This is a genomic window from Alphaproteobacteria bacterium (assembly GCA_019635875.1).
Taxonomy (GTDB): domain Bacteria; phylum Pseudomonadota; class Alphaproteobacteria; order Reyranellales; family Reyranellaceae; genus JAFAZJ01.
On the sequence record JAHBYP010000009.1, the window covers coordinates 1 to 26,439 of the forward strand.

Below are 26,439 nucleotides of genomic sequence, written 5' to 3' on the forward strand. Positions count from 1 at the left end.
GAAGCGTCCGGTTCTGGTCATTGGCGGCACTCGCGGCACCGGGCTTCTGATTGTCCGCCTGCTGCGCCAGCGCGGCTATCGGATTCGGGTGCTGGCACGCGACACGATTGGGGCCGCTGCCGAACTGGACCGCTCTATTGAGATCGTCGCCGGGGATCTCACGAAGGCGGAGACGCTTCCTGCAGCGGTGGCGGACGTGGATCACATTATTTTCACCGCCGGCGCGCCGAGCGGGCGCTACGCGCCGGAGCGCGTCGTCAAGGCGACCGACTATCAGGGCGTGGCGGACACGATCGCGGCTGCTCACCAATCTGGGTTCCTCGGTCGCTTCGTCTATCTCAACTCGATCGGCATCGCGACACCTTCCTGGTCCGCAACTCTGATCAACCTGCTCAAGAGGAATACGCTAGTCTGGCGTCGGCGCATTGAAGATGACATTCGTGCCAGCGGCTTGGACTACACGATCATCCGCGTGGGTTTCCTGCTTGATCGGCCTGCCGGGAAACATGCAATCGACCTCGGGCAGGACGCACTGCCGCTGGCCCCCCGGAACCGGATCGCCCGCGCCGATGTCGCGGAGGCGTTCGTCGAAGCCATGGAGCATCCGCGCGCCTCCCGGACGACGTTCGAGATTGTGTGGGGCAAGGGCGCGCGACGGGAGAGCTGGACGTCCCTGCTCGATCGGCTCAAGCCTGACCCCGGATGACAGGTGCCCAACCGAAGGACCGCAGGTACGCGACAATGGCGTCCCCAACGGGAAGGTAACGGATGGGTGATTTCAATAGGTTAGACTGGCCGATGTTGCCGGAAGGTACTCGTGGAATCGCGTATCATTCCACCCCCGGCGCGGGCGCGGCATAGGAGGCGCGGGATGCCCATTCGTCCAGAGAACCGCAGCCGCTATCCGAAGGACTGGCCGGCGATTAGCCAGCGCATCCGGCAGCGCGCCGACGGCAAGTGCGAGGAGTGCGGCGTTCCGAACTACGAACTTGGCGGGCGGCTCGATGGCGATTGGTTCAAGGCCCTGCCGACAGGAGACAACGGGCTCCGCCTGACATGGCCGCAACCGGGAGAAGCCGGATGGTGCCGGCGCGGCGAGCGCACCGAGCGGCTGCGGATCGTGCGTATCATCTTGACCGTCGCACACCTGGACCACACGCCGGAGAACTGCGCCGACGACAACCTGAAAGCCCTCTGCCAGCGCTGCCACAACCGCTACGATTCGGCCATGCGCCGCTCGGGCATCAGGCAACGTGCGCGCGCCAAGATGGCGATTGGCGACCTGCTATGACCCGCCACGCGCTCGCCCTGCTCTGCCTGCTGCCCGTGGCCGCCGCGGCGGAGACGGTGACGGGCCTGCCGCACGTCGTGGACGGCGATAGTCTGCGCTTCCCCGGCGTCGAGGTGCGGCTAGAGGGCCTGGATGCGCCGGAATGGAACCAAACCTGCCGCCGCGCGGACGGCGCCGAGTACCGCTGCGGCCAGGATGCGACGGCCGCCCTGCGTGCCCTCATCGCCGGCCGCCCCGTGACGTGCGTAGGCGTGCCGCAGCCGGACGGGACGGAGCGCGACCGCTACGGGCGCCTGTTGGGCGACTGCCGCGCTGGCGACACGCACCTGAACGCCGCGATGGTCGAGGCCGGATGGGCGCTGGCGTACAGGCGCTATAACCTGCGCCTTGTGCCGCATGAAGACCGCGCGCGGGCGGCGAGGCGCGGGATGTGGCAAGGTGAGTTCGTGCCGCCGTGGGAGTATCGGCGGGAGCGGAGTGGACGGTGAGAGAGGCGGACGATGATGACGCGCGAACTGGCAATTGAGCGGTTGCAAGCCGAAGCGTCCCGGACGGACATCGAGTCAGCGCATCTCGCCGCCGACGAGGTGCTTTGCGATCTACTCAAGGCGCTGGGCTATACCGACGTGGTTGACGCCTACAACAAGGTCATCAAGTGGTACGCCTAGCCCCGCCGCGCATCCGAGGTTCCGCCCCGCGCGCGGATGGGGTATAAGGGGCGCGCTGCGTTTGGGGAGACGAGCCCCTACGGTACAACAGCCGCTTGCACGCCAAGAGCGGGTCGCCCGGAAGTCAATCGGCTGGGGTCCGCGACGTAACGCCGGAAGCCTCACCGGCCCGCAGCTACAGCCGCCCGCCTGACATCCTCGCCGACGCTCGCGACTACTGGCCCCGCTCCGCCTGCCAGCCCTTGATCCACTGATCGCACCGTCGAAGCTGGCCCTGGGCGGCCGCGGCGGCGGCGGCATAGACCACGGCCCGCTCCCGCCAGTCCACCATGCCCTCGACGTTGGGCGCGGGCTGCGGCTCGCAGGCGCCAGGCGGCGGCCCGGCTGGATAGACCCGTTCGATCTTGGTGACGACCTCAGGGGGCTTTGAACAGGCCGCAAGCAGAAGGGCGGCCATCAAGATAGCGCGGGTCATAGATTGCGTCCTGTGCTATGATTCTTCATGAACTTTTCAAGCGCCGACTTCGAGATAATTCGCGACATTCTTGCTGAGAACAGCATCCCGGAACCAAATTCTGGTTGTCACCTTTGGCTCGGATATGCGCCGGGATTCGGGCATGGCCGCATCAAGTACCGCGGCAAGATGATCTATGCCCATCGGGCGGCTTGGCTTTGTAGGCATGGCGACATAGCCGCGCCGTGCGTTCTTCACAGGTGTGATGTGCCAGGCTGTGTCAATCCCGACCATCTGTTTCTCGGCACGCGATCCGACAATGACCGCGACATGAGGACCAAGGGAAGGCAAAGCGGCGGGCGCGGACAAAAAGTCTGGACCGCCAAACTCGATGAGGCGGCGGTGTATGCCATCCGTGCTGACCTCCGGAGTCGCCGCATCATAGCCGCTGAGTTTCGCATCGACAGAAGCGTCGTTGATCGCATTAAGAGGCGGGCCAGTTGGGTGCATCTGCCCGACTAGTTCCGAAAAAGCCGATCAAGCGCCTCGGCGTCCATCGGGTCTATCTGACAGGCGCTTCCATTTCGGATCCTCTCTCGGATGGCGGCGACTTGGGCGCCCAGCTCGGCGGCGTCCTTGAGCGCGGTCGCGCTGATCGCCCGGTTGCGTTCGGCTTCGGCGACGGCGCGGCGGCGCTCGTCGAGCAGAGAGACGTTGGCCTCCAGCGCGGCGTTGAGCGCGACGCGCGCCATGGCCCGGCTTTCGTAGAGGTTCGGCACCCAGATCGTGAGCGTGCCCACCAGCGCGAGACCGGCGACGCCCAGCGCGCCCGCGAGGATCTTGGTGATCATGCGGCCACCTTCGCCGCCGCCATAGCCGCCCGCGTCTGCGGCCCGATCCAACCGTCGCGCGTGCCCACGTCGTAGCCCTTGATCAGCAGCTCGGCTTGCGTGCGCCGCGCCGCGTTGCGGCCGTCGTCGGCGATGCCCAGCCCAAGCCGGACCTCGCGCCAGCGCACGAGGTGATGCACCTGGAACTCATCGGCCGCGAGGCCGGGATTGGTGACGTGCATGGCGCGCAGGAACCCCGTCTCGGTGCCGGCCGCCGCGTGCGCGCCGATGCGGTTGATCTTGTAGAACGCCGCCGCCGCGCGCGAGCCCTCGACGGGATCGCTCAGCAGATCCGGGTTGGCGTAGAAGTCCGTCCCGGTCGCCTCGCTCACCGCGCGCTGGTTGTTGCCGCCCGTGATCTGCAGCGGCCCGAGCCCGCGGCGCCGGTAGCCGTCGCCATCCTGCGTATTGCCCAGCTTCGGATTGGCGGGCCGGCGATCGTCATAGAGCCAGTTGTAGAACTGCTCGTCGAAATACTGCTTTCCCCGCCGCTTCCATTCCAGCATCAGCTCGACGGGCGGCGTGCGCGCGGTGCCGAAGACGTAGACGATGCGCTCGGCCATCGTGCCGAAGTAGCTGACCTCGGCGAGCCGGGAGAGCTGGCCCGACTCGTTCGCCATGCTCGCCAGCCAGCACGCCATGACGTGCGGGTTGTCGGCCAGGCCGAACTCCTTGGCGGCGGCGTCGAAGCCCGGCCCCCAGGCAAGGCATGCCTCGCGCGTGGCGATGGGGTAGCAGGCGGCCAGCGTCGCGGGGGTCAGGTCCATCATGACAGTCCTTTCGTGCGCTCCCACGCCGCGCCGAAGACGTAGCTACCGACCGTGCTGGCGAGGATGCCGCCCAAAGTCATCACCGTGAGGCGGCCCAGCTCGGTGTCGTGCTTGTCGATCACGACGTAGGCGATCAGGCCGGCGCAGAAGACCAGCGTTCCGAAGACGGCAGAGCGCCGCCACTTCCAGCCGGTCGGGTTCTTTGGGTCTGGCGTCATCGCGGCCCCCCGCCCTTCGTGTCGATGAGCCGATCCATCCGCTCGACCAGCACCGCCGTCGAGGTGATCAGCTTGTTGGTCTCCGTCGTCAGCCGCTCGATGCGCTGGTCGGTGATGTCCATGCGGCGGGATTGGGCACTGGCCCTGTCATCGTTGGCCACGATCCGCGCCGTCAGCCGCGCCTCGACCTGGTCGACCCTGCTGGCCAGCTCCGAGCGCAGCAGCTTGAGCTCGGTGCGCATGTCGAGCAGGCCAAGGCCGGCAGGGACCAGCGCACCGCAGGCGATAACCATCGCTCCGCGCGCGATCAGCGTCAGGACGGCGTTGTGCGCCAGCTTCTCGGCCTTGGAGGCGGCGTCGGCCATCAGTCCCACCCCGCAGCGACGTCGATCGCCGCCAGCGCCTCGGCGTCTCTCGCGGCGAGGATGGCATCCTTGAGATCGCGCGCGCGGACCTGCAGCACGGTGACGACGCGGTCGGCCTCCAGGGCGAAGTCGCGGAACTGTTCGGCCGTCAGCACAGTGCGGCTGTTGTCGGCGGCGATGATGCCGATGTCGTCGGGCCAGTCGACGCCCGGCACGCCCGACAGCACCCAGCCGGCGCGCGTCGCGCGGCCGTTGATGAAGGCGCGGCTGCGTTCGTTGAGCTGGTAGGCCTTGCCGTCGTAGGTGAAGCCGGCGACTTCGCGGCGGGCGAGCTCGGCGGCGACTTCGGCGATGCGGCCTGCCTTCGCCACGTCGAGCGGCAGCGCCCAGCCGCCGTCGCTCCAGACATGGCGCGGCGAGGGCGGCGGCTCGGCGGTCTCGTCGTCCTCGACCACGCGGCCGGGCGCGACGATGGTGTGCGGCTGGCCGGTGTCCTTGTCGTAGACCACCTCGCCGCGATGATCCGCGACCAGCGACCAGCGCTCGCCGTCGAACACCGCCACCTTGCCGGGCTGCGGCGCCGGCGGCTCGACCCGCGTGGCGTTGGGCGGCAGCAGCCACACCGCGCGCTTGTCCGGCCACCAGTCGTTGGGCGACAGCCGCGCCTTCTGGCTGCCTTCGAGCGCGCCGTGCTCGTCGAACAGCCACACCGTGGGTGCCGGCGGCGCGTCGGCGAGGGCGCCCGAGGGGATGCCGGCGCGGCCGGCGCGGGTCGGTGTGTCGCTCATGTCTTGATGATCCAGTTCAGCGCGCGGTTCTTGGGGCGGGCCTCGCTGCCGACACTCGCCACCGTCAGCTCGCCGTTGTTGCTGGCGTTGGCGCCGACCTGCAGGCCCGCGCTGCCGCTGACGCCGTAGGACACGCCCGTGCCGTGCGCGTGCGCCTTGTTGTCGTCGGCCTCGTAGCTGCCCAGCGCCCGGCCGCTGGCCGCCTTGCCGCGCGGGAAGAGGTTGCGCAGGTCGGGCAGGTTGAAGGTGGTCGAGCCGTCGCCCAGGCCGTAGAGCGATCGCGTGTAGGAGTGCGTGCCGCTCTGGCCGCCCGAGGTGTTGATCGCCGTCCCGGCCGCCGCGTTGGCTTCCGTCGTCGCCAGCCGGAAGGTGTCGGCGTCGACATAGATGACGAAATATTCGTTGCCCGCCGTCAGGCCGGTCGGCAGCGCGCCGGTGGTCGACAGCCGCAGCCGCTCGCCGCCGGTGAAGCCGTGGCTGGTCTTGGTGACGACCCCGGGCGAGGCGATGGTCACGGTGAAGGTCTGCGCCGTGAAGCCGGGATCCGTCACCAGCGCGTCGAACAGGTAGGGGTAGGTGGCGCGCGACACCGCCGAGCCGTCGCACAGCAGGAAGGCGGCAGGGATGTCGCTCGTCGGCCAGGCGACGATGTAGCCCGAGGGAACGTGGTAGTAGACGTCGTCGGCCGGGATGGCCTGGTCGCCGGCGGTCGGCGACGGCACCACGACGGGCTCGGTGAAGACGTTGTTGCCGGTGAACTCGTTGTCGCCGGCCAGCGTCGGCACGTCTTCCGCGGCTGGCACGCCCATCGCCTCCCGAGCCAGCGCCAGCGTCGCCGCGGCCACCACCGGCGCCATAGCCAGCGACACGGCGCCCGACTCGGTCACGCCGCTGTAGAGCGCCAACTCGCCGTCCGGATCGAAGCCGACGAACTTGCTGGCCCGGTCGGCGTCCGTCGCATTGAGATCGCCGATGGCGGCCTGCGACGGCGAGAGCTTGAGCGCCCGGCCCTGTTGCTCGCGCACCTGCTGCAGCTGCATCGCCAGCAGATCCAGCGCGCGCTCAATAACCTCGGGATAGAACCCGCCCTGATTCTTGATGTCCGTCGCCTGCGTATAGGGCACCACGCGCAGGATCGTCAGCAGCGTGCCGGTGGCGATCGCCGGGGCGTAGGTCACCGTGCCGCCCGGGTTGGCCGCCTGGTCGGCGTTGAGCGCGACGGTGTAGACGCTGGGATCGAGCGTCGAGTCGGCGCCCTCCGCGTCGGTGTACACGACGGTGAGGTGCGTCTCGTCGAGCACCGCAAAAGTGAACGGCCACGACGTGGTGGCGTCGTTTCCGGTGCCGATGACTTTCGATGTGCTGGACGATACGGTCATCTACGCTACTCCACCGCCACGCGAATATAGGTGCGCCCTCGCGTGCGGGCGATTTTCCCCTCTAGGGTCGTTTCTCCGGGCCATACACAAGCCCGTCGAGCCAGTCCTTGATGTCCTTGGGCGACTGGTCGCCCTCGATCACATCCCACAGGAATTGCGACGTGTTGCCGAGCTGGCCGACCGGCAGGCCCAGCAGGTAGCCCGGAACCTCGATCGCGCGCTTGAGGAAGCCCTCGTTGACCTCGCCCTCGCGCGCCAGCTTGATGAAGTCGTTGCTGAGGCGCAGGAGCGTCTCGCCGGCGCGCGCCGCGGGCGTGAACTGGTAGCCACCCCGGAACTTGCCGCTGATGCTGTTTTCGAGCCCGGACGCCAGATCGCGCGCCACGGGCACGCTCATGGGCAGGTTGAACAGCACTTTGCGCGCGGCCCAGGCGCCCAGGTCTTCATCCTCATCCGGGCCCTGCCCGCCGGCCCAGGCGCCGAACAGCGCCGGCACGACCAGCAGCCACCACGAGCGCGCCGCGATCATGGCGAAGTCGCCGACCGACTCGGCTTCGCGCACGTCGCGGGCGAGCTGCCGCTGCCGTTGGTACAGGTGCGAGAAGTAGCTGTAGAACATGGTCGCCAGACGCCAAATCTCGTTGCGCCGCGACACCGCCGGCAAGTCCTTGGTGGCGCCGCTGCCCTGCGAGTCGCGCACGGCCTTGTTGGCGGCGTAGACCGCATCGCCGTCGTCCATCCCGGAGCGCAGCGCATTCTCGTAGGCGCCGATCCACGTCGGCACCGACACGGCCATGTCGAGCATGCCGATGCCGTAGAAGGCGAAGCGTCGCGCGTCGGCGATCAGGCCGCGCTTGTCGACCAGGTCGCGCACGTTGTCGCGGATGGACTGGTCGACCTGGTTGAAGCGCGCCGCCATCTCGTCGGACTTGCCGGTGACGAAGGCGTGCGCCTCGGCCGGGTTGCGCAGGAACGTCTTGACGCCCGACGCCAGCGCCCGCGTGCCGATGCGCTCGACCGAATCGCTCAGGCCGCCGAGCTGCGCCAGCATGGTGGTGAAGCGGAAGCCCATGCCCACCAGCGTGGTGTGAAGCCGGGCCTGCTTCATGAAGTCTTCCCAGAACTTCAGGCCCTTGTTGTCGTTGGCCCACTCGTTGGCGATCGATTGCAGCCACGGGCGGAACTGCTTGTAGTATTCGCGGCCCAGCGCCTCCTCTATCGCCTCGCGCACCCGGTTGTCGCCCAGGAACCGATCGGCCTGCATGATGGCCTCACGGTGCGTCAGGTCGTGGATGACCTCGGTGATGTGCCGGGGGATCACCTCCAGATCGAGCCACAGCGGCCGCGCGTAGCCCTCGGTGCGCTCTTTGGTGAAGCCCTTGGGCGTCGTGGCGCGCGTGTAGTTGTTCTCGAAAAGCTGGTCGGTGGTCTTCTGCGAGCGGGCATCCACGTCGAAGCTGCGGCGCGGATCGTAGACCAGCGGATAGTAGCCGCCGCGATAGGTGCCGTGCGGCGTCGCCACCTCGCGCGCCTCGACCTTCTCGGGCTCGACGCCGTTGATACGCCGTTCGAGCTCGGCGATCTGCGGCCACAGGGTCTCGATCAGATCCCATGTGCCCTGCACGAAGTCCCAATCCTCTTTCCGCAGCTCGCGCGCCAGCACGGCGTCGACCGCCTCGGCGTCCCAGCCCTCGCCCTTGAGCAGCTTGGCCCGGTTGCCCTCGTTGCCCATGTTGAGCGCCATCGCGACCAGGCGCGAGCGCAGCATGACCGAGGGGCGGCCGTCCCTGGTCGGCAGGCCCGGCAGCGTGACCTTCTCCTGCCAGCGCTCGACCGTGCCCTCGGGAAGCGCCTTCATCAGCGCGGCGAACCCGTCGAGCTTTTCCTTCTGCAGCTTGCGCTCGGCGGCCTGCGCTTCCTCCATCGGGCGGAAGACCACGCGGTTCATCACGCCGTTGCTGTCGCCGCCGTCGAGCCAGTCGACCAAGGTCTCGATCTTGAGCAGCGAGGCGTCGGCGCCACGGATGATGTCGCCCGCCCGCCCGAACTTGCGCTCCAGCGCGGTCAGGCCCCGATCATCACCCCCGCCTCCCCGCTGGGGGGTGAGGTTGATGGCGGCGACCGCCTCGTCAACCGTGGCGTCGAACTCGCGCTTTTCCTTGTTGAGCGTCAGTTCCTTTTTCAGCCGGCCCAGGTGCGCGATCTGGCGCACGCTGTCGTACAGGCCCCGGAACTCGCTCACCAGGATCTCGCTGTAGTGCCGGCGCTGCGCCTCGTCGAGCAGCGCCTCGGGAATCGCCACGTCGACGCCTTCGGCCTCCATCCGGGCCGCGAAGTCCCGCAGCGCCACGCGGCGCTCTGTGAGCCTGCGGGTCTCAGTGTGGAAATCGTAGCGCTCCAGCAGGCCGTGGATCTGTTCGAGGTAATCCTGATCCATCGACTTCAGCGTGCGGGCGCTGGCGTAGCGGTCCATCAGCCGCTGGCCCTTCTCGACCAGCTCGCGCGCCTTCTTCGCCTCGACGTACATCGCATGGGCGATCATCTGGCGCTGCTTCTGGCGGAAGGCTTCTTCGTGGTCGCCGGCCAGCACCGCGTCGAGTACCGCCCTGCCCGCCTTCGCCTCGGCGCGACGATGCAGGGCCACGTCGACCGCCTCGCGCACCGGCTGGGCGGCGATATGGTCGGCGGCGTAGCGGCGGATCACGGCCAGGGGCGATGGCTCGATTCCGGCCTTGCGGCCCAGTGACCGCAGCTCTGTCGCCAGCACGTCGAGCTGATCCTCGTTGTGGATCGCGTCGAGGGCTTCGCGCTGGATAGAGCCGTCGTTCAGAAGATCGCCGTGGCGCTCGGCCATGATGCGGTCGACCTCGGCCGCGATGGACGCCTCGCGCACGGAGCGGCCGTCGCCGGCAGCCTTCATGCCGCGCTTCTGGACCTCCAGCGCCAGCAGCGCGTCGACCATCTCGCGGCCCGACGCGAAGCCCAGCGACTCGGCGAGGATGTCGGGATGCACGCCGCCGGCCTCGACGTAGATCGGCGGGATACCCTTGGGCAGCGCGTCGAGCACCGTGGGCACGCTGTACATATCGAGCAGCGCGTCCTTGCTCAGCCGCATCCGGCCGCCCAGGGTGTCGCCCGCCAGCGTCTTGCCGGTGCGCAGGTAGTGCAGCGCGTTCAGGTCCGGGCGCTGGTCGATTTCCTCGCGCACCTCGGCGCGGACCCGGGCGGCCTCCTCGTTCCATTCGCGGGTGCGCCGCCGGCGGATCGCCTCCATCGTCTTGCGCAGCAGATCGGTTTCCGCCGTCGAGCGCGCGCGCTGCACCGACTCGGTGTAGGCGGCGAACTCCGCGTCCGTCATGCCGGCCTGGTCGGCGCTGGCGAAAAGCTGCTGCGCGGCCAGCTCGGTGCGCGCGAGATCGATCTGCTCGTCGGTCGCCACAAGCCGATCCATCACCGCGCGGATTTCATCGTTGATCGGCGAGTTGAGCCCGGCCACCGTGCGGTAGATGCTGACCAGCCACGCCTTGAAGCGCTGGAAGACGCCGCCCAGCTCCAGCGACGGCGCCTTGCCCTCCATGAAGTAGGTTTCGACCGCCCGGGCCCAGCGCTCGTGCTGGTCGACCGTGACCGCCTCGCCGGGCTTGATGCCGAGGAATTTCTCGACCGCCGCCCAATCGTCGCGCACCTGCTGTTGCGCGGCGGCGTCCGTCGAATCGGCCCGCAGCTCCTCCAGCCACAGGTGGCCCGTCTCGTGCAGGAACGTGCTCAGGTCGGCGCGGGCGAAGAGCGAGATGATCGACCGGCCGTCGCTGAAGGCGATCTTGCCGCGCGCCATGCCGCTGCCGTCGGGTTGCGTGTAGCCCCCCGCATCCTGCCCCAGCTTCGCCAGCGCGGCCTTGATCTCGGCGTTCGTGTTCTCCTTGCCGACGCCGGCGCGTGACGTGGCCTCGTCCAGGTCGGCCAGCGCCGCCGCATAATCCGCCCGCCAGTCGCGCGTGTTGTCGGCGACGTGGCGCTTGCGGCCGGCCAGTTCCTCGCGCATCGCCTCCAGCAGGTCGTCGATCGTCGGGCGCTCGGTAAACTCGGGGAAATACCCGTTCTCCCACGCCGACAGCGCCATGTCGTCGAGCGACAGCTTGGCCTTGTCCTGCACCAGCTTGCGCACGCCCGGCTTGCCCTTGTGCCACTTGTCGGCGTCCATCGCGGCCAGATCGCCGCCCTCGTCGACCAGCCCGCCCTTCTCGCTGACGAACTCCAGCAGCGACGGCCCCATGAGCTTGCGCTGCGACGCCGCCGCCTTGCCCTTGCGCCAGGCGTCTATCAGCAGGTCCATCTGGTCCGGCGGCACCCGCGCGATCGTGTCGGGCATGACGCGGCGCAGTTCGAGCCCGGAGCGCCGGTACGCCTCCATCGCATCGGTGCCCAGCCGCGCGCCGCGGGCCTGATACCGGGCGGCGTACAGCGCGGCGTACTGGCGGGCGACGTCGGGGGTGAAGCCGGCGTCCTGCGCCTTCTGCACCACGTCCTCGAACACCTGCTGACCGGGGGTCGCGGCCTTGGCTTCGGCGACAGCCTCGCGTCCGATGCGCGCGCCCTCGGTTTCGAGGAAGCTTTGATAGGTCGCTTCGAAGTCACGCGCCTGCACCAGCGACATGCCGCCGGGGGTCAGGCGCAGATCTTCCTTGAAATACTCATGGAAGCCCGCGGCCGCGATGTGCTGGGCATAGTCGGCCATCGGCAGCACCACGTCGCCGCCGACTGCGATCGCCGCCTTGACCTGCTCGTCGATCCCCATGCGGCGCACCAGCGCCTCGGCCTCGTCGGGCGGCAGCGACTGGAAGAATTCGACCACCTTCTCGGCGGGCAGGTAGACCTTGGCATCCGGCGCCACCTCGCCGACGAACTCGCCGAGCGCGCCGGGCGCACGCTGCGCCAGCGGATTGTTGGGCAGATCACCCATGGTCTTGTCGAAGCGCTCCAGACCGGCAACGGTGGCGGTGGCCTCGTTGCGCATCCGCTCGGCCTCGTTCGCCAGCTGCGCGCCACGGCCACGCCAGCGCATGCCGGCCACCTCAAGGGGTGCGCCGCTCAGCTCGCCCAGCGCCTCGGCCAGAACGGCGCCCGGCTTGATCTCGCGGCCAGCCGCCGCGGAACCCAGCGCCTCGCCGCCGGCGCCGGCGCCAGCCTGCACCCCCATCTGCGCCACGACGTTGGCCGCCTCGCGCCCAAGCCCGGCCTTGACGAAGGGGGTGAGCGTCGCGCGGCCAACACCCATGCTCGCAGCATCGATCGTGCCGACCACACCGGCCTTGATCGCCGAGCGCTGGAGAACCTTCTGCATCAGCGCCGGGTCGCTCAGCGCGACGGCGAGCTTGGCCTGATCCTTGGTGTCGACGCCCAGCTCTTCGAGATTGTCGACGATGCCGCTCAGGAACTCTTGGCCGAACGAAGAAAGGCCCGTCGCGGCAACGCCGGCCACCGGCCCGCCTACCACCGTGGCGCCGACGCCGACGGCGAGCTGGGCGGAACTCTGCGCCGCCAGATCGAAGATCACGCCCAGCGGGTCCTTCATGAAGGCGCCCCAGGCATCGGCCCAGGTTTTCGCCTCGCTCAGCTCGCGCATGGCGGGGCGCATCGGAATGTCCGCAGCGGCGGCGCCCGACGTGATCGCGTCGCGCACGGCTCCGGCCAGCACGCGCCGGCGTGCCTCCGGGCTGGCGTCCTGCGATCCAGCGATATGCGCGCCGATGAAGCCGAGCGCCGGCAGACCAAGACCCGCCGTCAGCAGCGGCAACACCTGCGGATCGGTGTAGCGCCACGTCTCGCCGCCCTGCGCCGCGTTGATCGCCCGCAGCGCGTCGAAGCCCTGGACGGTCCCGAAGTACGTGCGCTTCAGCTCGTTCCAGAACTTCTCGAACGCCCCGAGCTGTTCGTAGGCATCGACGGCCACGCGCGCGTTGAGGGGGTCGGTCAGCCACAGCCGCGTGCGCGGCAGTCCCGCCAGCAGCTTGTCGAACTCGTTGACCTGCGCCCGGCTCTCGATCGCCGGCAGATTGCGCTCGACGTAGGCGGGATCGACGCCCGCGCGTCCGGCCAGCATGGCGGCCTTCGCGGCCTTGTCGGGATTGGTCCCATAGGCGCCGAACAGCGAGGAGCGCAGCGCCGCCGTCTGCCGCGCGTCGGCCTCGCGCACCGCCTCGTCGAAGGTCGCCGGCTGATCGGGCTTCAGCAGGTCGCGAGTCGAGACGCCGTTGAGCAGGCCGTCGAACTCGTTCATTTCTTCTTCTCGATCGGCTTGAAGACCTCGCCGAGGCCCCTGTCCCACCACCGCTGCACCGCGCGCTCGATGCCTGTGCGCTGGCCGTAGTCGCGGCTGGTCACGGGCGGCGGCGCGTCCGGCGGCGGCAGGATGACCGCGCCCAGCTCATGCGGCTGCACTGGCGGCGGCGCGTCGGGCGACGGAACCTCGACAGTCGAACGGGCGCGCACCTGATTGGCGATGCGCCAGGCGTTGACGATGGAGACTTCCGTGACCGGCTTGCCCTGCCGGCGCAGCGATCCGACGAGCTGCGCCACGACCTCCGGCTTGCTCCTCAGGTCCGGCTCCATCTGCGTCGCCGCGAACATCGCCACCTTGAGATCGTCCGTGACGCCGGCGACCTTCTCGGCGGCAAAGACCTTGTCCCAGGTGGCGACCATCTCGCGCGGCACCTTGTCGACCGTGACCTCGAAGCGCGCCTTGTCGCTGCCGAAGAAGCCGCTGGTGCCGCTGACCGGCTTGGCCAGGCGGTCGACGATCGCCTGCGTCTCCTCCAGCGTCAGCTTCTTGCCCTTCTCGCGGGTCGAGCGCGCCACTTCGAAATCCACGGCGCGGCGGAAGGCGGCCACCCTCTTGGCGGCGTCGGTGCCTTTCTTTGGCGTCGGGTCGAGGCCCAGCACGCCGCGCAGGGCGTCGTCCTGCATCTGCCGCAGGGTGCGCTCGCCGGTGATGTTGCCGTCGGGATCGCCCTTGCGGATGTCGCCCTGCATGCCGACGAACTTGTCGAAGCTCGACTTGGACAGCTTGGCCCGGAACGTCAGCAGGTTGAGCGCGGCGAACGCGGCCCGCTCATTGGCGTTGTCCGAGGTCGCCATGCGATGCAGCGCGTAGTAGGCCTCGTCGTCGTCGGTGTCGGTGCCCTTGGCGACCTTCTTCGAGAGGTCCCTGATGCTCGCCTGTTGCTTCGGATCGAGCGCCAGCCACATCGCCGCCGGCATGGCCTCCAGCGCCTGCCCCGGATTGGCGCCGACCCACGCCACCGCGTCGTCGAGCGCCTTGTCCATGCGCTCCTTCCACAGCGCGTGCGCGCGGCCGAACTCGGCTTCCGCCACGCCGACGTACTTCTGCCGCTCTTGCGGATCGGCGATGCCCAGCGCATCCACGCGCGCGAGGTAGTCGGCGCGGCGAGGTTCCGGTGGTGGACCGGCCGTGGTCCGCGCCACCGGCTGATCCTCCATGCCCGGCTGCCCGGGCTTCAGCTTGTCGGCGATGCGCGGGAAGGCGGCGCGCGCCTCGCGATCGTCGGCGATGCCGAAGGCGGTGCGCGGCAGCCACACCTTGGCGCCGTCGGGGATCTTCTCGGGATCGCCACCAGCGGCCAGCCACTTGTCGACGTTGCCCGGCCCCCAGCCATAGGCCAGCCGCGCCAGCAGCCAGTTGCCGCCGTACTTGTCGGCGTACTGCTTCATGGCCTGCGCCGTGTGCTCGATCGACGCCTTGGGATCCTTCGGATCGAAGCCCCGGGCGCGCGCCCATTGCTCGCCCCACTGACCCAGCCCGACCGAATCGACGCCCGGCCCCTGGTCGTTGCGGTTGCGCGCGTTGGGGTTCCAGCGCGACTCGTTCCAGATGGTTGACGCCAGCAGCGCCTTGGGCACGCCGTGCTTGGCCGCCGCCGCATCCACGTCGGGGGCGAACTGCGACGGCACGGTGTAGACGCCGCCCGCGCTCCCGCCGTCCCGCAGGCTCTGGCCGAAGCGCAGCGCCGCTCGATTTTCCACCGACGCCTTCACCAGCGCGTCGAGCCGGTCTGTGTCGAGCGGGTCGAACTGCGCACGGTGCTTGGCGTACCACGCCGCCGCGCCGTCGGGATCGGTCGGCAGGCGGCCCTCAAGCTGCGCCTTGAACATGGCGCCGCGATACTTCCGCGCCTGCGCCTTCGCCACCTCGTCGCCCAGGTGCGCATTGGCCTGCATCACGGCCTGCTCGCCGACCGTCAGGGCGATCAGGAATTGCTTGTCATCGGTCGCCGCCGCGCCGTCGCGCAGCGCATCATCGGCCCGCGCCGTGAAGGTTGCCGTCTGCCACGCCTGCCGCTGCGTGCGGGTGTGGTCGTTCATCGTCTGCAGCGTCGAGTCGAAGTGCGCGCCGACGATGCGGTCGATCATGCGCTTCTGGTCTTCGTTGCGGCCAAGCGCCGTGTACTTGGCCCGCAGCTTCTCCAGCTCGTCGAACGTGCCCTTGAAGCGATCGATGGCGTCGCGGCCGCGCTGGGCAAGGAACCCGTTCGCGGGATCCGCCATCAGACGCGTGACCTCGCCGCGGAACTGGCGCTCCACGTCGTAGGCGGCGGCCTCATTGTCGCGCGCCGCTTCCTCGAGCAGCATGTCGCGCAACTCCCGCGACATCTGCCGGCCCTGAGCGCCCAGCTTCTCCAGCCCCGCGCCCGCGCCCTGCCCAAAGTCACCGGCGCCAGCGTTGATGTTCTGGTAGCCACCACCGGGCACCGGCTGCGGCGACACGCCGGCCGGCTGGTAGGGGGCGATGCGGATGCCGGCGGCCATCAGAAGCCCAGCCCGCTCAGGCGACTACCGGCGCCCGCCGGATTGCCCCAAAGCCTGATCCCGGCGCCCGTGCGCTGGAAATCACTGTACATCTTGGCCCCTTGGAACGCCCCGCCGAGGATCGACCCGCCGGCGCTCAGCCAGCTGCCCAGCGTCGAGGTGCGGCTATCGGCCAGGCGCGCGGCCGCGTCGTAGTTCATGCCCTGCACCCGGTGCCCATACGCCTCGCGCTGGAAGTTGCTGCGCACCGTGAGCGCGTCCATCTCGCCCAGCCCGGCGGTATCCATCTGGATATCGAGCGGCGAGCCTTCGTCGAGCACCGACCCCTGCCCGGCCAGCCCGGCGCGCTGCGAACCCAGGATCAGCGCCGCCCGCCGGCGCATCCGGTCTTCCTCGATGTCGCCGCGCTTCTCGGCGTCCTGCGCATTGCGCTCGGCGATGATCTGGTTGTTGCGCGCCACCTGCGCCTGGTAGGCGGCCTGCTGCGAGGCGGCCTGACCCTGCATGATCGTGCCGACGGCGCCGATCACCGCCGAGCCGATGGTGGCGATGGTAGCCAGCTCACACATCGGCGCGCCTCAGCTCGAAAGGATGGAACGGCAGCCGGGCGACGCCGTAGGGCACCGGCGGCAGGATGGTGAAGCCGATCCAGCGCAGCCAGCGGACGGAGAGCGCGTTGCGGGCATCGACCCAGTTGGACAGCAGCGGGAACATCGTCAGCCAGCGGCGCACCGTCGGACGGTTGCGGCGGGCGACCGCGAAGGCGTGGCGGGCGACCAGGTCGGAGCCCAGCAGCCAGGGCGCGCCGTGACCGCCCAGCAGGGAGAGCGGCCCGACGCCCCACAGCGCGATAATCCCCTCGGGGGTAGTCGCAGCCCACGCCTCGGAACTGCGCGCCAGCGAGCGCCGCAGCGCGTCCAGCGGGGCATCGCCCGACGCCGCCTCGATCTCCAGCCGGTCGGCCTCGCGCAGGTCAGGTGCCAGCGCCACCGCGTCGGCGTCCGTGGCGGGGCGGATCAGGATCTCAGCCACCGACGTCGAGCCTCGGGATGATCGCCAGCACCCGCGCCGGCAGGCCCGGCGTGGCCCGCAGGTAGACCCGGCCGCCGTCGCCCCACTTCGGCTCGATCAGCACCTCGCGGTCGCCGGTGAACAGCGCGATGGGCTCGCCGTAGGCTTCGTCCGAGCGTTCCTTGATTTCCGTGAGGCTGCTGGCGCTCGGCCCGACCAGCAGGCCGCGCGACTCGTCGACGCGCACCACCACCTGCCCGACCCGCTTGCGCCGGCCCTGCACCGTCGGCTGGCCGGCGTCGGCGTCGAGCGTCTGCAGGTCGCAATCGTAGGGCAGCCCGACCAGGGCACGCGAGGCGGGCCGCTCCAGCGCCGCGGTGCCGTTGCCGACCACCACCTCGGGCATCTTGCTGCCGTCGGCGAAGACGTCGACCGTGCGGCCCTCCAGGTGCCACAGGCCGCCGACCGAGGATGCCAGCAGCGCCCAGTCGGCGGTGTCCGTGTCCTGCAGGGCGGCCGGGGCGTTCGTCTCGAGGCGGGCCGTCACCGTGTCGCCATCGGTGTAGGCCGTGATCGTCGCCCGCACCTTGGCGTCGCCCGAGCGCAGCTCGTAGATCCTGCCGACCGAGGCGGCGGAGAACGGCGCGTGCCCGGTGGCCTGCAAGGTCACCGAATCGCCCATGTCGTAGCCGGCGCCGGTGATCTTGAGGTAGTCGTCCGTCACCGCGTTGTTGCCGTCGTAGGCCAGCGCGCAATCGAGGAACCAGGCATCCCGCAGCTGCGAGAACATGCGCGAGGCCATGCGCTCGACGTAACGCACCGTCTGGCCGCCGACCGTGCGCGCCACGGTCATGTAGAGCACGTCCTCGCTGCCCTCGCTGATCACGCACACCGATTCGACCGTGCCATCGGTGACGTGCCGGGCCCAGGCGAAGACCTCGTGCTCGCGCATGTAGGTCAGCGCCAGCAGTACGCCGTCGTCGCGCACCGCCCACACCACCTTGTGCGGCACCTGCGCCCAGGCCCATTCCTGGATCGCGTGGCCGTCGAACAGGTGCGCGGCCATCACCGACAGGTCGACGCCGGTCCAGCCGTCCTTTTCAAACTGGTAGCGCAGGTCGCGGACGATGCTGCCCTTCTCCTGCACGAACAGGATGGAGTCGTTGACCACGATCGGCGGCACATGGTTGGCGCCGGCGTAGCTCTGCGCCCGCAGGTTCGTGTTGGCCGGCGTCAGCACGTCGGCCTGCGCGCCCGGCCAGCACATCCACTCGGCGCCCGAGGTGAAGACGATCAGCGCGCCAACCGACACCAGGTGGCGGATCTCGTTGACCTGGCGCGAGGCGATGGTGCGGGTGATGGCGTCGTCGTCCTGCGTCGGCGTGCTGACGTTCATGTTCTTGTAGGAGCCGCTGGCGGTGGCCCAGATGGTCTGCGGCTTGTTGGCCGAGCCGCCGAAGAACTTGCGCTGCTCGTGGTAGTTGACGCAGCCCGGCCATTCGCCGGCACCGTCGAAGGGGTTGCGGCTGCCCGGCGGGGCGTCCGTGGTGTCGGCCCTGATCTTGTCGTCGACGAAGCCTGTGGGGCCATCGCCGGCGTTGCCGACGAATCCATAGATGCCGTTGCGCTGCTTGTAGACGTTGTAGGAGCCCGCGCCCGCGGCGTTGGTCCAGTGCACGCTGATGAAATCGCCCGTCGCCGCGTTCCAGTCGTGCTCCTGCTTGAACGTCGCATTGCCCGCGCTCGACGGCAGCGATTCCTCACCGCTTTCGGCGTTGATCGCGGTCACGACGTAGCTCCAGGGGGCCGAGCCGCTGACCGAGGACGGCGTCGCCGTGACGCCGGTCGGTGCCGCCTGCTCCGAGGCGAAGGTGATGGTGCTGAGCGCCCATGACGCATGGCCCGAGCGCGTCAGGTCGCGCGGCGCGTAGCCGGGATGCGTCAAGGTCAGCGTGTCGGCCGACTGCGTGAATTTCAGCGTCGGCAGGTCGGCGGCGGCGTAGGGCGTGGCGAGCGTGTAGAGCCTTGCGAAGGTGCCGCCCGAGGTGAAGGCGCCGTAGCCCGAGGTGTCCACGCCCGAAAGCTGGAAGGTATCGGTGGTGGCGCCCGCGACCGTGAAGTAGCGGCCGTTGAGCTCGGTCATGCCGCCGATGCCCGAGGCATAGACTCGGTCGCCGTTCGACCAGCCGTGCCCGGTTATCTCGATCACGCCGGAACTGGCATTCGACGCCGCGACGACGCTCTGCGCCGCTTCGGTGACATAGCCGCCATCCTTGATGACGCGCATCGTCTGGTGGCCGAACTCGAGCGCGTAGGCCTGCTCGGTGTTGAACTGGAACGGGATCAGCCGCGAGCGCACTTCGTGGTCGATGCAGGGCCCGACCCACAGCGTGCCCGGCCGGTTCTGCGCCCCGCCCTGCGCCATGATCATCCAGTTCAGGCAGGTCGCCAGGCCGATGTGGTACTTGGCGAGATCGACGCGCGCGTGCAGCGCCGGCGCGAGCTCGCCGGCGGCGAAGGACGGCTGGATCAGCGGCGTGCCCATGACTTGCTCCCCCTCAGCCCGAGTAGCCGCGCGCCTGCAGGAAGTCGGGCACCTGATGATCGGTGGTCCAGACGCCTTCGTTGGCCTCGCTCGCCATCGCCTCGGCGATCCTCGCCTGCGCGCGGCGCGCGACGGCGTCGGCCAGCGACTCCTTGTTGGTGATCGGCAGCGCGATCGCTTCCGCCAGCCGCCACGACAGCGCCTTGACGAATCCGGCACTGAAAAGCTCGCTGTTCTCGACGATGCGCGTGTAGACGCCCTCGGCCTGCGACTGGTTGGTGAATATCGCCACCACGTCGTTGCCGCTGCCATCGGCGATGCCGCCGAGCTGCCAGTCGACAGGCGCGCCGGTCAGCCGCGGCCCGGACCAGATGCCCCGGAAGCGCGCGCACTTGTTGGGCACGCTGTAGACGTAGCTCCAGCCGGTCGGCGCGGTCTCGCTGCGCAGGGCCAGGGTCTCGACCCGGCGCGCGAAGTTCCAATCGAACTCCCGCAGCAGCTCGTCCCTGACCTGCGTGTAGTTGGCCTTGCAGATCCGCGCCTCGACGCTCGCCTCGTCGAGAGAGGCGATGGTGTCGCGCGTGCCCAGTCGGGAAAGCGCGAGGTTGCAGATGGCGACGATGGAAGCCATGGCCCTACTCCATCCGCTCGCGCCACGCCCGCAGCCGGCAGGTCGCGCCGCACGGCTCTGCCGGGCGCACGCTCTGAATCGCCACCGCCTCGGCCGGCGTCGGACAGAGTCCCGTGCTCATCGGCTCCCAGCCGGCGCGGTAGACCATGCGACCGTCCGGCATCGGCTCGAAGCAGCCGGCCATGCCGCCGCGGTCGGGACCGCACGCGGTAAGCGCGAGCAGCAAGAGCGCGGCGCGGGTCATAGCGCCGCGAGATCGGCGCGAACCGCCGTCACGTCGGTGATGGCCTGCGCCACCGAACTGCCGCCTTCGTCATCGCCGAGATCGCTCAGGATGCTGACGATGTCCGTGTTGGCCTGATCCAGTCCGGCGATGAAGGCGGTCAGGGTCGCGTCGGCGGCGGCCACGTTGACGCCAGCCATGATGGCGCTCATGGCCTCCAGCAGCAGGCCCTCCAGCATCGCGATAACGGTTGAAACCGAGTCGCCGCCGGTGTCGGCGCCCAGCGCCGCCAGCGACGTCGCGGCGGCAGTCGCCTGCGTGATGATGTCGTCCTGCTTGGCCGTGGTGGCGAGACCTTCGGAGTCGATGGAAACACCCGCCACCACTACCGGCAGTGGGTTATCCTCGCTGACGACGGTCGGCGTGGCCTCGGAAGTAAGGAATTCGATCTGCATTACGCTACTCCTGCTGATCGAGAGAGGCCCGCGTCAGGCGGCCTTGGGCACGCCCATGCGGCGGGCGATTTCGGCCTTGATGAACTCGGTCGAGGCGGCAGCCGTGTTCACCGTGTCCGGCGCGCCCAGCTTGCTCGCCAGCAGGATGATCGAGCCGGCGTTGCCCTTCTCCCAGCCATCGGGGATCGGCACCACGGCCGCGGGCTGCGGCGGCGTGAACGGCGCGGGCACCGGCGTCGAGCCGGGCGGCGGCATGAAGACCTCGACCTCGCCGCCGGCCAGCGAATCGCGGCGCGCGACGGCGGTCTGCATCGTAATGCCCTTGCTCTTGAAGTAGGCGGCCTGCCGGCGCTCGCCGTCGGCGTCGGTCGGCACCATCTCGAGCCCGGGGTTGCCGGCATACTCGACGAACACCTCGGTCTCCGGCGGCACGACGCGCATGACACCGTCGACGTAGCTGGTGGCCTTCAGGCGGTAGCGGCAGGGCTTTTCGTAGACGCTCATGGTTCACCTCGGAAAAATCCGCCGCCGGCCCGCCAGGGAGGAGAGGATTGGCGTAGCGGCCGGCGGCGGTCGGAGAAGGCTCAGAAGCCGGTGGTGAGCAGGCCGCTGGCGTAGTGCGCCTGGGCCTGACGATCGCGCAGCAGGCCGGCGCGGACGGCGCCCGCCGTGAAGTCGGTCGTGCCCGGCGTGTAGTAGAGCCGGAGGTAGCGCTGTACGCCGGCCGGCAGCTTCCACTTGGCGATCTCGTAGCCCGCCACCAGCGACGCCTTGGCGACGCCGGAGATGGACTGGAGCGTGACCGCCGTCGCGAAGCTCGACTGCGTGTCGGTCTGCAGCGCCACGGCCAGGGTGGACGAGCCGCCCGAGAGCATGGCCGTGGTGACGCCGAGGAACACCTCCATCGGCTCGCCGACGCCGATGTCGCGCGACACGCCAAGGTCGATGTAGTCGGTGGAGGCCGCCGAGTCGGTGATGGCCTGGTCGTTGCTGAAGAGGTTTTCCTTGTCGAAGATCATGGACGGTACTCCGTGAATGGGTTGCGCCGAGGGCCGGTCAGGAGACGGTCGACTCGGTGTTGAGGATCGCATCGCAGGTGCGCAGCGGGATGCCCTGGAACGAGGTGCGCTGCTTGCCGTCGATCTCGTCGAACTTCAGCGCCAGCGTCGTCTTGTTGATCGCCTGGATGTCGAACCAGGTCCGCATGGCGCGGTTCATGTAGAACACCGGGCGGCCCATGCCCATCATCGGGATCTTGTTGATCGCCCTGATCATGTAGTTCATCAGGTTGATCGGCGTTGAGCCGGCGATGTCGCTGAGGTCGATGTTGCAGATGCGCACGACGTAGCGCCAGTCGCGCAGCGTCAGGCCCGCATCCCACTTGAAGTGCGTGCGATACGCCTCGTACTGGTTGCCGGCGGCGTCGAGCACCGTCTGCTGGCCCTTGTCGTTGTGCTGCAGGCCGGCCTTGCTGCCCTTGGGGAAGATGCCGTGACAGCTCTGATCGCCCCACACGACGAGCCAGATCGAGGTGTTGTCCGAGCCCGAGCCGCCCGCCTTGATGACGTTCGTGCCGTTGCCGGCGGTGCTGAGGTTGTAGCGCGGCTCCAGCCCGGTGATGCGTTCGGGGTTCGTGGCCTGGTTGCCGTAGAACAGCGCCGTGGCGAGCTGCTGGTTCATGCCTTCGATGAAGGCGCGGTCCTCGCTCAGCCGGAACTCGGCGGTGTTGCCGTTGAGATCGGCCAGCGCCTTGTCGATCTCGCTGTAGACCTCCAGCATGCCGCAGGCGTCGTCGACCTGCGCCGTCGTGCTCTTGGTCTTGGGGACGCCGTAGTTCAGCAGGCGCCAGGTGGCGGACGGCAGGCCTGTGCGGACCGTAGTGCGGTGGCCGGTCGGCAGGTTGCCTTCCATCCACAGCATGTCGGTGAGGATTTCGTTGGTCTGCCCGAGCAGCTCGACGATCTTGCTGATCTTGCCATCCGGGTCCGAGCGCTTCGCGTGGTCCGCGAGCGTCAGGGCAGTGGTGCCGATAGCGGCCATTGGTGGGTACTCCTACTCAACTCGTGCTGGCGGCCGGCCTCAGCCGGCCTTGCTCTGGTTGGGATACAGCGTCTCGGCGGCGCTCTTCTCGGCAGCGGCGGGGCCGCCGGCGAGCACGAGCTTGTCCTCCGAGATCGCTTTGCCCACGTTGACGACGAAGCGCACGATGTCGGGGTGATTCCCCGCGCCCGTGACCATCATCGCCTGACGCAGGCCGGGTGGGCCGAAGCGATCCATGGCCTTGCCAGCAGCGGATATCGACTCATCGAATCGATCACCGCCGATGTCCTTGTCGGCCTTGACCTCGCCTTTCCACTTCTCCTGCAGGTCGCCCCAGGCCTTCGCCTGAGCCTCGCTGAAGCTGTTGATCTTGCCGGTGTAGAAATCGACGAGCTGCTGCGCCTGTTCCTGCGGCAGCTTCATGCCGGCGAACAGAGTCTTGGCCTCGCCGAGCGTCGCGGCGTCCACCTCGACGCCTTCCGGCAGCTTGAAGTCCTGATACTCGATGGGCTTGTCGGCGTCGGCGGCCTTCGTGTCTTTTGACTCCGTGCCAGCCTTGTCCCCTGTTGCAGCCTTCGACGTCTCGGCTTCCGTGCCGGCGGTCGCCTTGGTCTCGGTCGCCGTCTGCTCTGCAGCGGTCACGGCCGCATTGCCCAGCACGTTGTCGGCGGTCGCCGTCGTGGTCGCCTGCGTCTCGGTTGCGGTCGTGGTCGTGGTCTCGCCACTCATGCTCTACTCCTTGCGCGCCCGAAGCGCGAAGCGGTGTCCATTGCCGTCGTCTTCCGACGCGACAATCTCGAAATCGCCGCGATACACGGCGCGGTAGTCGGCCATCGGCGTGACGCCCACCTGCTTCTCGTACTCGCCGCGATCGAGGAACGTCAGCGACGCCGGCGGGATCACGCGCGTATGGCCGGGATCGCCCCAGGCCCACGGGCTCGACAGGCTGGGCACCGTGGCGAACAGCACGCCGCCGGGCTTGAGGATCCGATGCAGCTCGTCGAACTGGCCGAAGAAGAACCGCCAATCGCCTTGCGAGCCGCAGTGCTCGAGCACCTCGTAGGCGGCGATCTCGTCGAAGGTGTCGGCGCGGAACGGATACGGCAGCACGTTGAGGTCGTGCAGCACGTCGCAGCCGGTGGCCGGGTCGATGTCGAGCGTGACCAGATGGCCCCACTCCGGCCAGTCGCCGGGCAGGCCGATGCGCCGGTCGCGCCGGTTGCCGCAGCCCAGCAGCAGCGAGCGCTTGACGGAGGTCGCCGCGTCAAGCATCGGCGTTCTCCTCGGTCATCGTCTTGAAGTGGTCCGGGCACACGCGCTGGAGCTGGGCCAGCAGCCGCAGGCCGACGTTGCGCTCGCCCTCGTGGAAGTACGTCATGTGCGGATCGCCCGAGCGCGCCGACGTGCGATACAGCCCGCAGGCGCCCAGCATGTCCCACACCCAGGCGCGGCCCTGCTTGTGCGACATGAAGGCCATGATCGCGGCGTCGAGTTCCTTCTGCCGGTCCTTCGCCGAGCGGGCACGGTCCTGCACCTGCTTCTGGTCGGCGACGTCGAGCGGGGTTCTCGGTTCGGCGCTCATGCCGCCCTCGCCGTCGCTTCCGGCAGCGGCTCGACGCGATGCGTCACGCAGCCGATGTGGCCGACCTGCGTCGTCAGCCAGTCGTCGCACAGCACGCGGTAGCCGGCCTCGCGCGCGCGCTCGAAGAACCAGCGGTCCTCGCCCGTCTCGCGGCCGGGCGTCTCGTCGAAGTTGAACCACGGCTCCGGCACGTCGGCGAAGACCCTCATCGACACCAGCACGCAGCCCATGCCGAGATAGCCCATCGCGGTCATGTCTTCGGGCACGCCGGCCTGATCCGGCAACATCGGGCCGATCACGCTGCCCTTGGGATCGTTGCGCCGGCGATAGGTCGCGCCGACGATCGGCTCGTTGTGCGACAGCAGCCGGTCGATCGTGTCGGGCGGGAACGTCATGTCGGAGTCGAACCACAGCGCCCAGTCTGCGCGGCGCTCCAGCGCCCGGCGCACCAGGTTGTTGCGGCTGCGGGCGAGGTTGCTCGACCGCTCGTTCATGATGTCGATCACCCGGGCAGAGCGCGAGCAGCGCACCACCGCGGCCAGCGACAGCGCGAAGTCGGCGTGCAGCAGGTCGCCCGAGGGGATCAGAATTGCGACATGACTCATTGCAGCCCCATCATCGTGGCGAGCGCGTTCTGCCCGCCGCCCACCTCGGTGTCCGCCAGCACGGCCGCGCCCTGCACCGCCGTCGGCGCCAGCTCGGCGGCCTTCTGCGCCGCGATCTCCTGAGCGCGCTGGGCGCGGATCGCGGCGACCGCGTCAGCATCGCGGATCATGTCCGGCGGCGCGTTGAGCATGTCGGCGTAGACCTCGGTGGCCCGGTCCTGGTCGATCTTGTCGAGCACGGCGGGATTGACCGCCGCCTGGTTGCCGACGAACGCCAGCAGCCGCTCGATGCTGGTCAGGCCGACCGACTTCTGCGCCTGGGCCAGGATCGAGATGTACTCGAACTGCAGATCGGCGCCCGACTCCATCAGCTCGCGCGGCGGCACCGGCAGGCGGTTGCGGCTGGCGAGGATCCCGATCACGCGGCGCAGGCAGCGGTCGAGCAGCTCGTCGTGCAGGCGCTCCAGCGCCGGCCCGAGCATCAGCATCTTTTCCTCGCGCCGCTCGATCACCTCGAGGTTCTGGCGCGGCTGGATACCGTCCATCTGCGAGAGCATCAGGAACAGGTCCTCGTAGAACGCCCGGCTGATGCTCTGGCGCACTTCCTTCTGCGCCTCGCGCACGGCCACGATGGAGCGCGCGTCGATCACGAAGGCCGGCTTGAAGGCGTCGCTGGTGTTGGTCGGCAGGAACGTCACGCCACCGGGAAGCGCGCTCATCGGCTCGTTGCGCAGAGCCACCGGCGCCTGCATCGGCGGGCGGCTCGTCTTGTCGACCAGCTCGGCGTGGCGACGGGCAAGCAGCTGCGCCGTGCGTACGTCGGGCAGCGCGTCCATGCCCGGGCTGCGGCCGTAGGCATCATTGCCCGTCGTGGTCCAGCGCGGGCACATCGCGGGGAACTCGTCATAGCCGCGATAGCTCAGCACGCCGTCGCAGTGCGTGCCCTTCTCGTAGTAGACCGAGCGGAACGGCTTGTCTTCGGAGAGCGCGCTGTCGGCGACCCGGCCGTCATTGGGCTCGATCGCGTGCACGACCTCCTTCTCAAGGTCGAGATCGCCGCGCTTGTAGGCGGTCTGCACGTCGACGCTGGCGTTCTCCAGGCCGAAGCGCTGCACGATCTGCCCGACCGTCATCGGGAACACGCGGTAGAGCGTGTCGACGGCCAGCCGCGCCGACGAGCCGAGGTAGTATTCCCCGACCGTCAGGGCATAGCAGCGGATGTCGTCCTCGTCGTCCTCGTCGATCAGCAGCACGCCGGTGCCGAAGACGCCGAGCTCCTCGTAGACCGAACCCAGCGCGTTGTAGGCGTTCGAGCGCGCCAGCGTGTCGAGCACCACCTGCCGCACGTCGTCGAGCCACGCCTTGACCGCCTGCGACTGGCGGCGCTCGTCGCGCATGCCCAGCGTGAAGCGGAACCACGGCCGCGCCGGCGAGGTGACGCCGGACATCATGCCCGCGGCGAAGGAGCGTGCGGCCAGCGCGGCGGTGGGGTCGAGGATCGCGGTGTTGAGCTTGTCGCCCTTGCCGCCCTGGTTGGGCGTCACGAGGAACCGGCCGCGCCGGGGGAGGATGAACTTGGCGAGTTCCTGATAGTGCGTGAACCACGACACGCGCTCCCGATCAAGCGCGGCCAGGCGGCGGTCGCACTGCTTGCGCAGCTTGGCGATCTGCTGACTGTCGCGGCTGTACGCTGCCACTGTC

28 protein-coding genes are annotated in these 26,439 nt (G+C 69.1%); 5 read left to right on the forward strand and 23 right to left on the reverse strand.

Annotated elements, in window-relative coordinates; translation table 11 throughout:
• From KF889_25315 to KF889_25330, 4 genes are all read left to right on the forward strand, one after another.
• Positions 1-706, forward strand: a 706-nt coding sequence (locus tag KF889_25315) for an SDR family oxidoreductase (GenBank protein MBX3502778.1), incomplete at its 5' end; no start/stop codon positions are given.
• Between the two features lie 165 nt (positions 707-871).
• A complete protein-coding gene (locus tag KF889_25320) occupies positions 872-1,291 on the forward strand; it encodes a hypothetical protein (protein ID MBX3502779.1) in 420 nt (139 codons plus the stop codon).
• Positions 1,288-1,779 carry a thermonuclease family protein gene (locus tag KF889_25325; GenBank protein MBX3502780.1) on the forward strand — a complete coding sequence of 164 codons (492 nt, stop codon included), beginning with the start codon at positions 1,288-1,290 and terminating at the stop codon, positions 1,777-1,779. Before KF889_25320 ends, KF889_25325 begins: the two co-directional genes overlap by 4 nt.
• A 12-nt stretch (positions 1,780-1,791) precedes the next feature.
• Positions 1,792-1,959, forward strand: coding sequence for a hypothetical protein (locus KF889_25330; GenBank protein MBX3502781.1), 168 nt, complete (start codon positions 1,792-1,794; stop codon positions 1,957-1,959).
• A 214-nt stretch (positions 1,960-2,173) separates the two neighbouring features.
• Here KF889_25330 and KF889_25335 read toward each other — a convergent pair whose 3' ends face one another.
• Positions 2,174-2,434: a hypothetical protein gene (locus KF889_25335; GenBank protein ID MBX3502782.1), complete on the reverse strand. Its 261-nt coding sequence runs from the start codon at positions 2,432-2,434 to the stop codon at positions 2,174-2,176.
• 27 nt (positions 2,435-2,461) lie between these two features.
• Between KF889_25335 and KF889_25340 the strand changes: the two genes are divergently transcribed.
• Positions 2,462-2,935, forward strand: a complete 474-nt coding sequence (locus KF889_25340) for an HNH endonuclease (GenBank protein MBX3502783.1) — start codon at positions 2,462-2,464, stop codon at positions 2,933-2,935.
• On the opposite strand, the gene KF889_25345 is transcribed toward KF889_25340, so the two are convergent.
• The 22 genes from KF889_25345 to KF889_25450 form a co-directional block, all read right to left on the reverse strand.
• A complete protein-coding gene (locus tag KF889_25345) occupies positions 2,932-3,264 on the reverse strand; it encodes a hypothetical protein (protein MBX3502784.1) in 333 nt (110 codons plus the stop codon). The two genes, KF889_25340 and KF889_25345, sit on opposite strands and share 4 nt — an antisense overlap.
• Positions 3,261-4,070, reverse strand: coding sequence for a hypothetical protein (locus tag KF889_25350; GenBank protein ID MBX3502785.1), 810 nt, complete (start codon positions 4,068-4,070; stop codon positions 3,261-3,263). Before KF889_25350 ends, KF889_25345 begins: the two co-directional genes overlap by 4 nt.
• Positions 4,070-4,291, reverse strand: coding sequence for a hypothetical protein (locus tag KF889_25355; GenBank protein ID MBX3502786.1), 222 nt, complete (start codon positions 4,289-4,291; stop codon positions 4,070-4,072). The genes KF889_25350 and KF889_25355 overlap by 1 nt, the downstream gene beginning before the upstream one ends.
• Entirely contained in the window at positions 4,288-4,656 is a 369-nt protein-coding gene (locus KF889_25360; protein ID MBX3502787.1) for a hypothetical protein, read from the reverse strand. The genes KF889_25355 and KF889_25360 overlap by 4 nt, the downstream gene beginning before the upstream one ends.
• Positions 4,656-5,444 (reverse strand): DUF4376 domain-containing protein, encoded by a 789-nt coding sequence (locus KF889_25365; GenBank protein MBX3502788.1) that lies wholly within the window; start codon positions 5,442-5,444, stop codon positions 4,656-4,658. The genes KF889_25360 and KF889_25365 overlap by 1 nt, the downstream gene beginning before the upstream one ends.
• Entirely contained in the window at positions 5,441-6,823 is a 1,383-nt protein-coding gene (locus tag KF889_25370) for a tail fiber protein (protein ID MBX3502789.1), read from the reverse strand. Before KF889_25370 ends, KF889_25365 begins: the two co-directional genes overlap by 4 nt.
• A gap of 61 nt (positions 6,824-6,884) precedes the next feature.
• A complete protein-coding gene (locus KF889_25375) occupies positions 6,885-13,100 on the reverse strand; it encodes a hypothetical protein (protein ID MBX3502790.1) in 6,216 nt (2,071 codons plus the stop codon).
• Entirely contained in the window at positions 13,097-15,646 is a 2,550-nt protein-coding gene (locus KF889_25380; GenBank protein MBX3502791.1) for a transglycosylase SLT domain-containing protein, read from the reverse strand. The genes KF889_25375 and KF889_25380 overlap by 4 nt, the downstream gene beginning before the upstream one ends.
• Positions 15,646-16,215: a hypothetical protein gene (locus tag KF889_25385; protein MBX3502792.1), complete on the reverse strand. Its 570-nt coding sequence runs from the start codon at positions 16,213-16,215 to the stop codon at positions 15,646-15,648. Before KF889_25385 ends, KF889_25380 begins: the two co-directional genes overlap by 1 nt.
• Entirely contained in the window at positions 16,208-16,678 is a 471-nt protein-coding gene (locus KF889_25390) for a hypothetical protein (protein ID MBX3502793.1), read from the reverse strand. Before KF889_25390 ends, KF889_25385 begins: the two co-directional genes overlap by 8 nt.
• On the reverse strand, positions 16,671-19,202 hold the full coding sequence (locus tag KF889_25395; GenBank protein ID MBX3502794.1) for a hypothetical protein: 2,532 nt from the start codon (positions 19,200-19,202) through the stop codon (positions 16,671-16,673). Before KF889_25395 ends, KF889_25390 begins: the two co-directional genes overlap by 8 nt.
• A 13-nt stretch (positions 19,203-19,215) precedes the next feature.
• Positions 19,216-19,833, reverse strand: a complete 618-nt coding sequence (locus KF889_25400) for a hypothetical protein (protein MBX3502795.1) — start codon at positions 19,831-19,833, stop codon at positions 19,216-19,218.
• A 4-nt stretch (positions 19,834-19,837) separates the two neighbouring features.
• A complete protein-coding gene (locus KF889_25405) occupies positions 19,838-20,077 on the reverse strand; it encodes a hypothetical protein (GenBank protein MBX3502796.1) in 240 nt (79 codons plus the stop codon).
• The gene (locus KF889_25410) at positions 20,074-20,511 is read right to left on the reverse strand and encodes a hypothetical protein (GenBank protein ID MBX3502797.1); all 438 of its coding nucleotides are present in this window, start codon (positions 20,509-20,511) and stop codon (positions 20,074-20,076) included. Before KF889_25410 ends, KF889_25405 begins: the two co-directional genes overlap by 4 nt.
• 33 nt (positions 20,512-20,544) lie before the next feature.
• On the reverse strand, positions 20,545-21,015 hold the full coding sequence (locus tag KF889_25415) for a hypothetical protein (protein ID MBX3502798.1): 471 nt from the start codon (positions 21,013-21,015) through the stop codon (positions 20,545-20,547).
• A gap of 80 nt (positions 21,016-21,095) precedes the next feature.
• Positions 21,096-21,530 (reverse strand): hypothetical protein, encoded by a 435-nt coding sequence (locus KF889_25420; GenBank protein ID MBX3502799.1) that lies wholly within the window; start codon positions 21,528-21,530, stop codon positions 21,096-21,098.
• Positions 21,531-21,567: 37 nt separating this feature from the next.
• On the reverse strand, positions 21,568-22,551 hold the full coding sequence (locus KF889_25425; GenBank protein ID MBX3502800.1) for a hypothetical protein: 984 nt from the start codon (positions 22,549-22,551) through the stop codon (positions 21,568-21,570).
• 39 nt (positions 22,552-22,590) lie between these two features.
• Positions 22,591-23,280: a peptidase gene (locus KF889_25430; GenBank protein ID MBX3502801.1), complete on the reverse strand. Its 690-nt coding sequence runs from the start codon at positions 23,278-23,280 to the stop codon at positions 22,591-22,593.
• A gap of 3 nt (positions 23,281-23,283) precedes the next feature.
• Complete coding sequence (locus KF889_25435) at positions 23,284-23,823, reverse strand: methyltransferase domain-containing protein (GenBank protein MBX3502802.1); 540 nt, start codon at positions 23,821-23,823, stop codon at positions 23,284-23,286.
• Complete coding sequence (locus KF889_25440; GenBank protein ID MBX3502803.1) at positions 23,816-24,133, reverse strand: hypothetical protein; 318 nt, start codon at positions 24,131-24,133, stop codon at positions 23,816-23,818. The genes KF889_25435 and KF889_25440 overlap by 8 nt, the downstream gene beginning before the upstream one ends.
• Positions 24,130-24,738, reverse strand: a complete 609-nt coding sequence (locus KF889_25445) for a glycosyltransferase (protein MBX3502804.1) — start codon at positions 24,736-24,738, stop codon at positions 24,130-24,132. Before KF889_25445 ends, KF889_25440 begins: the two co-directional genes overlap by 4 nt.
• Entirely contained in the window at positions 24,735-26,435 is a 1,701-nt protein-coding gene (locus KF889_25450; GenBank protein ID MBX3502805.1) for a hypothetical protein, read from the reverse strand. Before KF889_25450 ends, KF889_25445 begins: the two co-directional genes overlap by 4 nt.
• Positions 26,436-26,439 lie beyond the last annotated feature (4 nt).